This window comes from Gordonia otitidis NBRC 100426, assembly GCF_000248075.1.
Lineage (GTDB): Bacteria > Actinomycetota > Actinomycetes > Mycobacteriales > Mycobacteriaceae > Gordonia > Gordonia otitidis.
This window is the reverse complement of record NZ_BAFB01000048.1, coordinates 1-12,262: the sequence shown is the minus strand read 5'-3', so window position 1 is coordinate 12,262 and position 12,262 is coordinate 1. Positions and strand designations below refer to the sequence as shown.

The window sequence follows — 12,262 nt, the reverse complement described above, 5'->3', positions numbered from 1 at the left end:
AGCTGACGATCGCGAGGCTGATCGCGCCCGCATCGTCGAGTTCGAGTACGGGTTCGCCGGCGCCGCTCATGCCTGGCCTCCCTCGCGCACCACGGCGCCCTCGCCCAGCGCGGCGTCCTCGGACAGCGCGGCGTCGTCGGAGAGCATGCTGCCGTTGGTGAGCATGGTTCCGTCGGCCAGCGGCTCGTCGAGGCCGATGATGTCGTGGCCCATACGATCACGCTTGGTCCGCAGGTACCGCAGATTCTCCTTGTTCGCGCGTACCGGCATCGGCACGCGCTCGACGATCTGCAGGCCGTAGCCGTCGAGTCCCACGCGCTTCGCGGGGTTGTTGGTGAGCAGCCGCATCGAGGTGACGCCGAGGTCGGCGAGGATCTGCGCGCCGAGTCCGTAGTCGCGGGAGTCGGCCGGGAGCCCGAGTTGCAGGTTGGCGTCGACGGTGTCGGAGCCTGCGTCCTGCAACTGGTACGCCTGCAGCTTGTGCATCAGGCCGATGCCGCGGCCCTCGTGGCCGCGCATGTAGAGCACCACCCCGCGTCCCTCGGCCGCGACCATCTCCATCGCGGCGTCGAGCTGCGGGCCGCAATCGCAGCGAAGCGAGCCGAACACGTCGCCGGTCAGACACTCGGAGTGCACGCGCACCAACACGTCGCTGCCGGTGCCATCGGCACCGGCGATGTCGCCCATCACCAGAGCGACGTGCTCGACGTCGTCGTGGATGCTGGTGTAGCCGACCGCGCGGAATTCGCCGTGGCGGGTCGGGATACGGGCGTCCGCGACACGCACGACGTGCTTCTCATGACGGCGGCGCCATGCGATGAGGTCGGCGATGGAGATCAGTGCGAGGTCGTGTTCGTCGGCGAAGACCCGCAGCTCCGGCGTCTGCGCCATGGAGCCCTCGTCCTTCTGCGACACGATTTCGCAGATCACTCCCGCGGGGGTGAAACCTGCCAGTCGCGCGAGGTCGACGGCGGCCTCGGTATGTCCGGGGCGACGCAGCACTCCCCCGTCCTTGGCGCGCAGCGGCACGACGTGGCCCGGGCGGGTGAAGTCGTTCGCCGTGCTCGCCGGATCGGAGAGCTTTCGCATCGTGGTGGCGCGGTCGGATGCGCTGATGCCGGTGCCGATGCCCTCGCGGGCATCGACGGTGACCGTGTAGGCGGTGCCGTGCTTGTCCTGGTTCACCGAGTACATCGGGGGCAGTCCCAGGCGGTCGCAGGTGTCGCCGTCGAGCGGGACGCAGAGGTATCCCGAGGTGTAGCGCACCATGAACGCCACCAATTCGGGGGTCGCCTTCTCCGCGGCGAAGATGAGGTCGCCCTCGTTCTCGCGGTCCTCGTCGTCGACGACGACCACCGCCTTGCCCGCCGCGATGTCGGCGATGGCACGCTCGACGGTGTCGAAGTCGACCGGGGTGCGCGACTCCGCTGCATCCGATTCTGCTGCGGCGATCGTGTTCGTGACAGCCGTGCCGTTCGACCCGATGGTCGTCGGGATCGACGACGCCTCGATGTTGTTCTTGTCGCTCATCTGACTCACTTCACTCCTGCTGCCTTCGCGTCCGCCGTGTCGGCGGCAGCACCCGAGGTGCCCGTCGACAAGAGACGCTCGACGTACTTGGCGATGACGTCGACTTCGAGGTTGACCACGGCGCCCGACTGCGCCGCACCCAGATTCGTTTCGTTCAACGTGGTGGGGATCAGCGAAATTTCGAACCATGCCCCGCCGGTGTCGTCGGTGCCGATCGCCGAGACCGTGAGCGACGCACCGTCGACCGTGATCGACCCCTTCTCCACGAGATAGCGGGAGAGTTTGTCACCGATCGCGATGCGAACCACGGTCCAGTGTTCCGAGGGACTCACCGAGACCACGGTCCCGGTGCCGTCGACGTGGCCCTGCACGATGTGGCCGCCGAACCGTCCGTCCGCAGCCATGGCCCGTTCGAGGTTGACCCGGCTGCCCGCGGCGAGGACGTCGAGCGAACTGCGGTTGAGGGACTCGGCCATGACGTCGACGGTGAACTCGCCGTCAGCGGACAATTCGACGACGGTCAGGCAGACACCGTTGACGGCGATCGAATCGCCGTGCGAGGCATCAGAGGTGACCAGGGGGCCGGAAATGGTGAATCGCGCCGAGTCCGAGAGGTCGTCGCGCGCGACGACCGTGCCGAGCTCTTCGACGATGCCGGTGAACAATGTGTGCTCCTGTCCTCACCCGGTGCCGGGTACCCGCCGTGGGTGACCCTGGTGGGCGACCCTCTGGGGCGGACAGGACGACACACCCGTGTCGTCGTGTTCTCTCGCATCCGGACTATGACCGTCGGCTCCGGAATCACACCGGATCTGCTGTCCCCGACCGGACGGTCGGGCGCTCGCGGGCTTGTCGACGCGACCTGATCGCGACCACTCACCGCCGGTGGGGACTCGCACCCCGCCCCGAGAACGTGTGCTTTCGACGCTAGCACGCTGGTCACACGACGCGACACTCACCACTCGCGGTTCACACACCAACGAGCCCTTACCGGGCGATAATTCCGATCAGCGGGCGTTTCACCCGTGCAGCACCCGTCTCGGGTTCCAGGAAAGGCAGCATCATGTCCGCAGGCACCAGCAGTACCACCGGCAACTCGACACCGTCGACCGGACAGAAGGCGCTCGCACTTGCTGCCCGCAACTGGGTGCCGATCGTGTTGATCGTCGTCGGGATCATCTTCATCGCCCAGAACACCCAACATGTGCGAATCAACTTCCTCGCATTCCACGTCGGTGCGTCGCTGTGGCTGATCCTCACCATTGTTGCGGTTGCCGGTGTCGTCGCCGGCTGGTTCATCGGCAGAAACCGGCTGAAGCGGAAGTAGCGCTCACGCACGCGCCATGCGGATGAGGACGTCGTCCCCGAGTTTCTCGACGGAGGCGGTGGCGAATCGGCGCGCATCGGCGAGCGTGGTGACCATCGGACGATCGACCGACGATGCCCCCGCTCCCAGCACCATCGGCGCGATATACACCTCCACCTCATCGATGAGGTCCGCGTCCGTGAACGCGCCGATGACGGCCGGACCACCCTCGACAACCACCCACGTGGCGTCGGGAACTGCTGCGAGCACATCTGCGGGATCGTGACTCGGGACGGCGAGGAACGGCGCGGCGTCGTCGCGGATGCGTGCCGACTCCGAGATCTCACGCAGTCCCATCGCGATCCGGACCGGCTGATGTGACGCGAGGGTTCCGTCGGGCAACCGCGCCGTCAATGACGGGTCATCGGCGATCACCGTCCCCGTACCCACAACAATCCCGTCGACCTGCGCTCGCTGGCGGTGTGCACGTTCACGCGACGCCGTCCCGGTGATCCATCGACTGGTGCCGTCGGGCGCGGCGATGCGACCGTCGACGGTCGACGCGATCTTCGCGGTCACGAACGGTCTGCCGTGCCGCTGCCGGAACAGCCACTGGCGCAGCGGTCCGTTGGCGACCTCGGTGGCCATCCGTCCTGCCTCGACGTCGACGCCCGCGTCGCGGAGACGTTGCGCTCCGCCGCTGGCAACAGCGTTCGGATCGGTGACGGCGAACACGACGCGTGCGATTCCCGCGTCGATCAGTGCTTCGGAGCAGGGACCGGTCCGCCCAGTGTGGTTGCACGGTTCGAGTGTGACGACCGCCGTCGCGCCGCGCGCCGCAGGTCCTGCCGCGCGCAATGCGACGACCTCGGCATGTGGCCCACCAGGTGGTTGTGTGTGGCCGGCGGCGGCGACGTCGCCGTCGCGCGACACGATGACCGCACCGACCGGTGGATTGGGCGAACTGACACCGAGCGCGCTCGCCGATTCCTCGACGGCGAGCCGCATGGCGGCGTCGAGTACCTCGGAGTCAGTGACCACGAGCCCGGGCCGTCGCAGCCTGCTCACGGAGCGCTGCGACCGCCTTGCCCGGGTCGTCGGCACCGTAGACCGCCGAGCCGGCGACAAAGCAGTCGACACCGGACTCGGCGGCCTGTTCGATGGTGTCGGCGTTGATCCCGCCGTCGATCTCGACGAGAAGTCGCAGATCGGAGGAATCGACGATCGTACGTACGATCCTGACCTTCTCGAGCACCTCGGCGATGAACTTCTGACCGCCGAATCCGGGTTCGACGCTCATCACCAGGAGGGTGTCGATGTCACGCAGGATCTCCAGGTAGGGCTCGAGAGGTGTCTTCGGCTTGATGGCCAGGCCCGCTTTGCCGCCCGCCGCACGGATGTCGCGTGCGACGTCGACAGGGTCGTCGGTTGCCTCGGCATGGAATGTCACGTTGTAGGCCCCGGCTTCGGCGTACGGGGGCGCCCAGCGCTTGGGGTCGTCGATCATGAGATGGCAGTCGATCGGGATGTCGGTGGCCTTGAGCAGGCTCTCGACCACGGGAAGTCCGAGGGTCAGGTTGGGCACGAAATGCGCATCCATCACGTCGACGTGCAACCAGTCCGCACGCGTGGGGCCGGGATGCGCGACGGCAGCCGATTCCGCGGCGAGATTGGCGAAGTCGGCGGAGAGAATCGACGGCGCGATCATCGGGGTGTTGGCGTCAGTCATGGCAGTCAATCTAGCCGTACTGCCGGTTCCGCCGTGCAGCGCGTGCGACGGCTGCGGCTGTGCCCACCGTCGACAGGCGCGTCAGCGCTCCACCGGCTCCGTCGGCTCGACAGGTGTCGTCATAGGCGAGCGAACCGCGCGGAACGTCCACAGCTTGTTGACGGCGAAGTTGATGGGCATGGTGATCACGATCGTGATGATCTGGGCCCAGTACTCACGGGAGTGCAGTCCCGCCCCCTCGTGGAAGAACGACGCCGACAGATAAATCGGTGAAGTCGGATTGGTGAAGCCCACCTTGAGGAACATGCCGACGATCGCGGCAACACTTCCGACGGCCAGAAACGGCCAGAACTCCGACCACCAGCTCGCATGCTTTGCGCTTTTGAACGTCCACGTGCGGTTGAGCTGGAAATTGACGCAATTGGCCACCAGGAATCCGACGACCCAGACGATCACGGTGAATCGGATGTTGAAGTCGGTACCGCTGACGTGCCAGAGCACGTCGTTGGCCCTGGCGGTGCCCCCGTGTGCCTTGTTCAACAGGATCGCGACGATCATGTTGACGACGACCCCGCATGCTCCGACGATGCCGAAACGGACGAATTGGCCCATGCTACGGATGTGTTCGGCGTACCGGACGTCGCGAGTATCGATCACGTATGGGCAATATACGTGGTCGCGGCTCAAACTCCCGCACTGAGAATCCGCGCGCCGTCGGAAACGAGTGCGATCGTGTGCTCGGAATGTGCCGCATGTCGACCATCCGCCATGCGCAATGTCCAGCCGTCGTCGTCGACGACGAGGTCGGCGGATCCACGTCCCCACCAGGGCTCGATGGCCAATGTCATCCCCTCGAGGAGTCGCGGTCCACGGTTCCGCCTACCGGCATTGGGGATGTGGGGATCCTCGTGCATCGTGCGCCCGAGGCCGTGTCCACCGAAGTCGGTGTTCACCTGATATCCGGCCGCGGCCGCAACCTTCCCGATGGCTGCGGAGATGTCGCCGAGGCGTCCGCCGGGTCGCGCCGCGTCGATGCCCGCCTGCAGTGCCTGTCTCGTCGACTCGATCATCGCGACATCGCCGGGATCCGGGGTGAACGACGGATCCGACTCACCGACGATGACCGTCTTGGCCGCGTCCGCGACCCAGCCGTCGATCGAGACGGCGAAATCGAGTGTGAGGACCGAGCCGTTGTGGAGAATCCGATCGTGCGGCAGCCCGTGGAGCACGGCATCGTCGACCGAGAGACAGATGACGTTGCGGAAGGGGCCGCTTCCGAACGACGGCGCGTAATCCCAGTAGCACGAGACGGCACCCCGCGCGTCGATCATGGCGCGCGCTCGCTGTTCGAGATCGAGAAGATTGATCCCGGGTTCGGCGCGACTCGCCAGGTCGTCGAGGACCTCGGCGACGAACCGTCCCGTCACCGCCATCTTCTCGATCTCGCCCGGGGTCTTCAGTTCGATCACATGCGCCTCCCGTCCAAGTCGTCCAGCGACGTGCCTCCGGTATTCCCAGTATCTCACCGGAGACCCTTCGGAAGATCGAGGCCGGCCGGATCCCGAGTCCGGGTTTCGGCACCGTTTCCTTCGCGCGATTCCAGTCTCGGCTGACGGTCCTCACCCCTGGTCGGGCAGTGCGGCAACCACTTCGGGATCAATTCCCGTGGGTGCGAGTAGTCGGAGGAGGGCGACGATGTCCGCATCCTCGAGCGACCGTTCTGTGGCCATCACGCGATACCAGATGAACCCGAACACGACGTCCGCGACCAGGTCGGCCGATGTCCCGACCGGCGCATCACCACGCATCTGAGCCCGCTCGACGATCTCGACAAGCGCCGCACGCCGCCGATTCAGGAACCCTTCCCGGAATCGCTGCGCGAACTCGGGATTGATCTGCGACTCGGCCATCAGACTGCGCAACAGCTCAGCCAGTCCCGGCACCCGGAGAAGGCGGAACGAATCCCGCAGGAACTGCTCCAGATCGTCACGGAAGGCGCCACGGTCGGTGGTGGACACATGGAGATCGGCCTTCGTGGCGGCGGCCTCGAGCAGGACGTCAGCCTTGGTCGGCCACCACCTGTAGACCGTCTGCTTGCCGACTCCCGCACGCGTCGCGATGCCCTCGATCGTCAGACCTCGATAACCCGCTTCGCGGATGAGTTCGAATGCGGCGGTCAGGATTGCCAGCCGCGACTGCTGGCTGCGTTTCGGGCCTCGCCGGCCCCTCTCTTCGTCGGACATGAGCGCAAGCCTACCGATAACGAGACGCAACGGTCCGCAATTGCTGCTAGCGTCAATTGCGAACCACAACGTCTCGTGAAGGGATTCACATCATGCCCACATCACTCATCATCGGCGGGAGCTCGGGAATCGGACTCGCCACGGCCATCCGGCTCGCCGCGCGTGACGACGTCGTCCACATCGCAGGACGCACCGCGAAGTCACTCGCCGCCGCGACGACGAGTCATCCGTCGCTCATCCCCCACGAGCTCGACGCCGGTGACGTCGGGCAGGTCGCTGCCGTGGCAGCGGAAATCGGTGTCGTCGACCGACTCATCGTCACGGTGAGCGGCAACAAGGGTGCCGGCCCATTGTCCGACATCGAACTCGACTGTCTGCGAACCGCTTTCGAGGAGAAGTTCTGGCCGACCATCGCGACGATCAAAGCGATGCTGCCCCATCTGGCCCACGCGGGATCGATCACTCTCGTCGGTGCAATCACCGCTCGGGCCGGAATGCCGGGGACAGCGGGCATCGGCGCCCTCAACGCCGCGGTGGAGGGGCTGGTGGCTCCGCTCGCTGCGGAGCTGGCGCCCACGCGCGTCAACGCGGTCTCGCCCGGCTACGTCGATACCCCGTGGTGGAGCATGCTCGACGACGCGGGCCGCGAGGCGATGTTCCGCGAGGTCGCAGTAGGGCTGCCGACTGGGCGGATCGCGGCCGCAGACGACATCGCACAGGTCATCGAGCTACTTGCCACCAACCCGAATATCACCGGGACCGTCGTCGAATCCGACGGTGGGGCCCGCGTCGCCTGAACTGCATCGCAGCGACGCGCTCACTCCTTCGTCAGCGCGGCCAGGAACATCGCGTCGGTGCCCTGCCGGTGCGGCCAGAGCTGCACGTGCGGGCCGTCGCCGATCTCCTCGGTTCCGACGAGCGGCCGGGCGTCGAGCTGACGGGCCTCGGGTACGTCGGCGAGAACACCGGCGACGAGTTCTGTCGTCTCGGCGGGGTGCGGCGAGCACGTCGAATAGACGACGACGCCGCCTGGACGGACCATACGCAAAGCCTCCGTGAGCAATTCGCGCTGCAGCCCCACCAGTTCATCGACGTCTGCGGGTGTGCGCCGCCACCGGGCCTCGGGTCGGCGACGCAGGGAACCCAGCCCCGAACACGGTGCGTCGAGCAGGATTCTGTCGTAGCCGGGCGCCAGGCCGGTCTCCGCGGTGAGATCGCGCGCGTCCCCGACGTGCACGTCGACCGGCATGTCGCGCGTGACCCCGCGGATCAGGTCTGCGCGGTGTTCGCTCACCTCGACGGCGTCGACGTGCGCGCCGTCGATGTCGGCAATAGCGCCGATGAGCGCGGCCTTGCCGCCGGGACCGGCGCACATGTCCAGCCACCGGCCGCCGTCCTCCCCGACGTCGGCTGCGGTGACGGCCCGCGCCACGAGCTGACTGCCCTCGTCCTGCACGCCGGCGTACCCCTGCCGAACAGCCTCGATGTCGCCGGGATCGCCGCCGGGCAGATACACCGCATACGGCGAATAGCGCCCGACCTCACCGCCGCTCGTGAGCGCCAACTCCTCGGCCGTGATGAGGCCGGGACGCGCGACGAGGTGAACGGGGGGCCGCTCGTCGTCGGCGGCGAGGGCAGCCTGCAGTTCGCCCGCGGAGCCGCCGAGCGCGTCGGCGAACACCTGCGCGATCCAGCGCGGGTGCGCGTAGCGGAATGCCAGATTGCCGACGAGATCCTCCGCCATCGAAGGGGCGAGTTGGTCGACCCACAGGTCCTCGTCACGCTGGGAGATCTTGCGCAGCACGGCATTGACGAAACCCGAGGGGCCCATTCCCTTTTCGCTACGGATCAGGTCGACCGACGTCGAGACCGCCGCATGGGCACCGATGCGGGTGCGCAGCAGTTGGTAGGCACCGAGGCGCAGGACGTCGAGGACGTCCCCGTCGATCTCGGACACCGGACGGTTCGCCGCGGCAGCGATCACGGCGTCGAGCGTGCCGAGCGCCCGGGCGGTGCCGTAGGTCAGTTCGGTCGCCAGAGCGGCATCGCGCCCGGTGATCTTCCGCTCCCGCAGCAGTTTCGGCAGCACGAGGTTGGCGTATGCGTCGCGCTCGCGGACGGCCCGCAACACATCGCGTGCCGTCTCACGGACCGGGTCGACGGGCTTTCTCCTGAGTTTCGGGTCGCTCATGCCAGCACCGTCTCGTCGTCGAGACGGGCACCGCGCGCCCAGTCGGTCGCGGGCATCTGCTTCTTCCCCGGCGGCTGTACCCAGCCGAGGCGTACCGGCCCGGTACCGGTGCCGACGAAGACAGCCTTCTTGGTGACGGCTACGCGTCCCGGCGCGAGTTCGGTCGGCGCTGCCGGATCGTCGCCCTCGACGAGATCGACCGGTCCGATCTTGACGCGCGCGTCGCCCAGGGTCGTCCAGGCTCCCGGCGCGGGCGTGTGCGCCCGGATACGCCGATCGACCAGGTGCGCAGGAAGATCCCACCGGACGCGTGCGTCGTCGACCTCGACCTTCGGTGCGTGACTGACACCGTCCGCGGGTTGCGGCACCGGTGACAGCGCCCCCGCAGCGATCCCGTCGACGGTCGACATCAGCAGTCCCGAGCCGGCCCGCGCAAGCCGCTCGAGCAGTTCACCGCTCGTGTCGGCCGGCCTGATCATCTCGGTCAGGACGCCGTACACCGGTCCGGTGTCGAGGCCCTTCTCCAGCAGGAACGTGCTGGCGCCCGTGGTCTCGTCGCCGGCGGCGATCGCCGCCTGCACGGGCGCGGCGCCGCGCCACGCAGGCAGTACGGAGAAGTGCAGGTTGATCCAACCGTGCGTCGGGATCCCGAGGACGTCCGGTGGGATCAGACCGCCGTAGGCGACGACGGCCCCCACGTCGGGTTGCCACCCACGGAGTGTGTCGGCGACGTCGGGTTCGGCCATCCGGCGCGGTGTGATGACCTCGATGCCGTTGGCGTCGGCCAGTTCGGCGACCGGCGAGCGCGACACCTTACGACCGCGTCCCGCGACAGCATCGGGGCGCGAGATCACTCCGACGACCTCGTGGTCGGGCGACTCGATCAGTCGCTGCAGTGACGGCACCGCCACCTCGGGTGTTCCGGCGAACACGATCCGCACGTCCTGCTCCTTCGATGTCGTGACGCGCATGGTCTGCGCTCATCCGATGGTAGGTGGGTCGACCTGAACGCGGACCGCTCCGGTCTCGTGATGGGTGTTGCGACGGACCTGGGCCTCGGTCAGCGCTGCGGTCAGCTGCCGTCCATGTCGTCGGTCGGTGCGTACGAGGAGGCGTTCGAGCTCGGCGCCCTCGGGAACCCCGGCGGGCGGACGCACGCCCGCGGGTAACGGAACCGGCCCCAGGACGTCGGCGCCCTCGGGCAACTCGATCAGGTCGGTGAAGGCGTTGACCGATGCCGTGTCACCGTCGATCGAGGCCATCGTGACCGCGGGCGGGAAGCCGAGCTCGACCCGGTTGGCCAGTTCGTGCGCCGCAAATCCCACCGGATCCCAGCGGATGACGGCCTGCACCGGTGTCAACGCGGCATCGGCAACGATCACCATCGCACCGCCGTCGCCACGCGGACGGATGAGCGCACCGACCGACATCCAGCGTCGTACTGCATTCTCGTCGACCCGCAGATCGAAGCGATCGAGCTGAGCCCATGTGTCGAGAACCACGGCTGCCCCGTAGCCGCGTTCGGCGACCGGTTCGGCGCCGGGGGTCGACACCACGACGCGCGCGCCGTCGTCGATGTGGTCGACGATCGAGCTCCCACCGCTGGTGAGCACCGGAACACCCGCGAACGCGCGCCCGAGTTCTTCTGCCGTGCGCCGCGCCCCCGTCGTCAGCGCGCGGACATTGGTGCCGCCGCATTCGACGCAACGGAAGCTGAGTTCGACACGCCCGCACCACCGGCAGGTGAGCTTCTGATCGGCACTCATCTGCATCGGCCCGTGGCACGCCCGGCACCTCACATGCGTGCGACACCGTGCGCACGCGAGTGAGGGGATGTACCCGCGCCTCGGCACACTGAACAGCACCGGGGTATCGGCGGCGACGGCCTTGCGGGCGACGTCGAATGCCACGGCGGGGATACGGGCACTGCGCGCCAGCGGATCACGCGCCACGCGAGCATCCTCGTCGCTGATCGCGTCGACCTTCGGGCTGCGCTCACGGATGAGCGCACGCTCGGCGACGAGGTCGTGCGCCCATCCGGACTCGACCAGCACTTGCGCTTCTGCAGTTCGTGCAAACCCGCCGATCACCAGACCGCCCCGCTCGATATGCGAACGCAGGATCGCCACCTCCCGCGGATGCGGATACGGGGCGCGCGGCTCGTCCAGACTGTCGTCGCCGTCATCCCAGATGACGATCAACCCGAGATCGTGGACCGGCGCGAAAACCGCGCTACGGGTACCCAGCACGACGTCGGCCGCACCACGACGTACGGCGAGCCAGCGTCGATATCGTGCGGTCGGCCCGAGACCCGCGGCCAGGGTGACGCACCGATCGCCGAGCAGGGGTTCGCATGCAGCCGACAGCCTGTCGAGATCGCGCTGATCCGGTACGACGATGACGACACCCCGGCCCGCCGAGGCCACGTGCGCCGCGAGCTCGGCGAGACGCGCCGGCCAATCCTCCCCCGGCGTAGCCTGCCACAAAGCGCGCGGAGCGCCCTCGGCCAGCGAATCCAGGAAGGAGTCGGCGGTGACATAGGCCCGCCAGCCACCGCGATCAGGCTCGACGATCTCCGAGGTGGGCGCCGCGGATTCTTCCTTCTCCGTCCGGGCGTGTCGGGGCGGCACCGCCAGTCGGACGACGTCCGACATGGTGCCCGCATACCGCTGCGCCACCGCCCGGCACACCTGCATCATCTCCGGCGACAGCACCGCCTCGGGCGAGACGACCCGTTCGAGCCAGCCCAGCTTGCCCGGGTGATCGGACTCGGCGACCCGATCGAGCAGGAAACCGTCGACGAGTCGTCCGGCGAAACGCACGCGTACCCGGACGCCGGGCACGGCATCACCGTCCTGCTCGGCGCTGATCAGATAGTCGAAAGGCCGGTCGAGGTGGGCCAACCCGAGCATGGGCAGGACCTTCGCGACCGGTTTCGACGCGGCACGTTCCGTCAGGGAACTGCGGCTGTGCTTAGAGACCCGCTGCTGCGCGCAGCTTCTCGGCCCGGTCGGTGTTCTCCCAGGGCAGATCCAGGTCGGTACGGCCGAAGTGACCGTAGGCCGCCGTCGGACCGTAGATGGGGCGGAGCAGATCGAGGTCGCGGATGATGGCGAGCGGACGCAGGTCGAACGTCTCGGCGATGGCCTTGCGGATCACCTCGGGATCGGTCTTCTCCGTGCCAAAGGTCTCCACGAACAGACCGACGGGCGCGGCCTTGCCGATGGCGTAGGCGACCTGAACCTCGATGCGGCTTGCCAGAC

At 67.7% G+C, this 12,262-nt stretch carries 13 protein-coding genes and 1 riboswitch; of the genes, 2 read left to right on the top strand and 11 right to left on the bottom strand.

The window, feature by feature from the left end; genetic code table 11:
- Positions 1 to 66: 66 nt before the first annotated feature.
- Positions 67 to 1,530 (bottom strand): bifunctional 3,4-dihydroxy-2-butanone-4-phosphate synthase/GTP cyclohydrolase II, encoded by a 1,464-nt coding sequence (locus GOOTI_RS04775; protein ID WP_007237444.1) that lies wholly within the window; start codon positions 1,528 to 1,530, stop codon positions 67 to 69.
- A gap of 5 nt (positions 1,531 to 1,535) precedes the next feature.
- Positions 1,536 to 2,195: a riboflavin synthase gene (locus tag GOOTI_RS04770; RefSeq protein ID WP_007237443.1), complete on the bottom strand. Its 660-nt coding sequence runs from the start codon at positions 2,193 to 2,195 to the stop codon at positions 1,536 to 1,538.
- 94 nt (positions 2,196 to 2,289) lie between these two features.
- Positions 2,290 to 2,447: riboswitch (FMN riboswitch) on the bottom strand.
- A 146-nt stretch (positions 2,448 to 2,593) separates the two neighbouring features.
- On the opposite strand from GOOTI_RS04770, the gene GOOTI_RS04760 reads away from it, so the two are divergent.
- Positions 2,594 to 2,857 carry a lipopolysaccharide assembly protein LapA domain-containing protein gene (locus tag GOOTI_RS04760; RefSeq protein WP_007237442.1) on the top strand — a complete coding sequence of 88 codons (264 nt, stop codon included), beginning with the start codon at positions 2,594 to 2,596 and terminating at the stop codon, positions 2,855 to 2,857.
- 3 nt (positions 2,858 to 2,860) lie between these two features.
- Here the strand turns inward: GOOTI_RS04760 and ribD are convergent, their stop codons facing one another.
- The 5 genes from ribD to GOOTI_RS04735 all read right to left on the bottom strand — a co-directional run bounded on the left by ribD (position 2,861) and on the right by GOOTI_RS04735 (position 6,808).
- Positions 2,861 to 3,844 (bottom strand): bifunctional diaminohydroxyphosphoribosylaminopyrimidine deaminase/5-amino-6-(5-phosphoribosylamino)uracil reductase RibD, encoded by a 984-nt coding sequence (gene ribD / locus GOOTI_RS04755; RefSeq protein WP_174299117.1) that lies wholly within the window; start codon positions 3,842 to 3,844, stop codon positions 2,861 to 2,863.
- Between the two features lie 22 nt (positions 3,845 to 3,866).
- Positions 3,867 to 4,565, bottom strand: coding sequence for a ribulose-phosphate 3-epimerase (gene rpe, locus GOOTI_RS04750; protein ID WP_233425426.1), 699 nt, complete (start codon positions 4,563 to 4,565; stop codon positions 3,867 to 3,869).
- An 81-nt stretch (positions 4,566 to 4,646) separates the two neighbouring features.
- The gene (locus GOOTI_RS04745) at positions 4,647 to 5,177 is read right to left on the bottom strand and encodes a GtrA family protein (protein WP_174299116.1); all 531 of its coding nucleotides are present in this window, start codon (positions 5,175 to 5,177) and stop codon (positions 4,647 to 4,649) included.
- Between the two features lie 71 nt (positions 5,178 to 5,248).
- Positions 5,249 to 6,034 (bottom strand): type I methionyl aminopeptidase, encoded by a 786-nt coding sequence (map, locus tag GOOTI_RS04740; protein WP_007237438.1) that lies wholly within the window; start codon positions 6,032 to 6,034, stop codon positions 5,249 to 5,251.
- A 150-nt stretch (positions 6,035 to 6,184) separates the two neighbouring features.
- A complete protein-coding gene (locus GOOTI_RS04735) occupies positions 6,185 to 6,808 on the bottom strand; it encodes a TetR/AcrR family transcriptional regulator (protein WP_051997858.1) in 624 nt (207 codons plus the stop codon).
- 92 nt (positions 6,809 to 6,900) lie between these two features.
- On the opposite strand from GOOTI_RS04735, the gene GOOTI_RS04730 reads away from it, so the two are divergent.
- Positions 6,901 to 7,605: an SDR family oxidoreductase gene (locus tag GOOTI_RS04730; protein ID WP_007237436.1), complete on the top strand. Its 705-nt coding sequence runs from the start codon at positions 6,901 to 6,903 to the stop codon at positions 7,603 to 7,605.
- 20 nt (positions 7,606 to 7,625) lie between these two features.
- Here the strand turns inward: GOOTI_RS04730 and GOOTI_RS04725 are convergent, their stop codons facing one another.
- The 4 genes from GOOTI_RS04725 to GOOTI_RS04710 form a co-directional block, all read right to left on the bottom strand.
- A complete protein-coding gene (locus GOOTI_RS04725; protein ID WP_007237435.1) occupies positions 7,626 to 8,999 on the bottom strand; it encodes an RsmB/NOP family class I SAM-dependent RNA methyltransferase in 1,374 nt (457 codons plus the stop codon).
- Positions 8,996 to 9,940, bottom strand: a complete 945-nt coding sequence (gene fmt, locus GOOTI_RS04720; RefSeq protein WP_039993406.1) for a methionyl-tRNA formyltransferase — start codon at positions 9,938 to 9,940, stop codon at positions 8,996 to 8,998. Before fmt ends, GOOTI_RS04725 begins: the two co-directional genes overlap by 4 nt.
- A 39-nt stretch (positions 9,941 to 9,979) precedes the next feature.
- Positions 9,980 to 11,911, bottom strand: coding sequence for a primosomal protein N' (locus GOOTI_RS04715; RefSeq protein WP_007237433.1), 1,932 nt, complete (start codon positions 11,909 to 11,911; stop codon positions 9,980 to 9,982).
- A gap of 61 nt (positions 11,912 to 11,972) precedes the next feature.
- The coding region (locus tag GOOTI_RS04710; RefSeq protein WP_007237432.1) for a methionine adenosyltransferase domain-containing protein at positions 11,973 to 12,262 on the bottom strand (290 nt) is incomplete at its 5' end.

What these genes read in the sequence shown, in the direction of transcription:
- GOOTI_RS04775 (WP_007237444.1), bottom strand. Translation starts at nt 1,530, where the DNA reads ATGAGCGACAAGAACAACATCGAGGCGTCGTCGATCCCGACGACCATC.
- GOOTI_RS04760 (WP_007237442.1), top strand. Translation starts at nt 2,594, where the DNA reads ATGTCCGCAGGCACCAGCAGTACCACCGGCAACTCGACACCGTCGACC.
- ribD (WP_174299117.1), bottom strand. Translation starts at nt 3,844, where the DNA reads ATGCGGCTCGCCGTCGAGGAATCGGCGAGCGCGCTCGGTGTCAGTTCG.
- rpe (WP_233425426.1), bottom strand. Translation starts at nt 4,565, where the DNA reads ATGACTGACGCCAACACCCCGATGATCGCGCCGTCGATTCTCTCCGCC.
- GOOTI_RS04745 (WP_174299116.1), bottom strand. Translation starts at nt 5,177, where the DNA reads ATGGGCCAATTCGTCCGTTTCGGCATCGTCGGAGCATGCGGGGTCGTC.
- GOOTI_RS04735 (WP_051997858.1), bottom strand. Translation starts at nt 6,808, where the DNA reads ATGTCCGACGAAGAGAGGGGCCGGCGAGGCCCGAAACGCAGCCAGCAG.
- GOOTI_RS04730 (WP_007237436.1), top strand. Translation starts at nt 6,901, where the DNA reads ATGCCCACATCACTCATCATCGGCGGGAGCTCGGGAATCGGACTCGCC.
- GOOTI_RS04725 (WP_007237435.1), bottom strand. Translation starts at nt 8,999, where the DNA reads ATGAGCGACCCGAAACTCAGGAGAAAGCCCGTCGACCCGGTCCGTGAG.
- GOOTI_RS04715 (WP_007237433.1), bottom strand. Translation starts at nt 11,911, where the DNA reads ATGCTCGGGTTGGCCCACCTCGACCGGCCTTTCGACTATCTGATCAGC.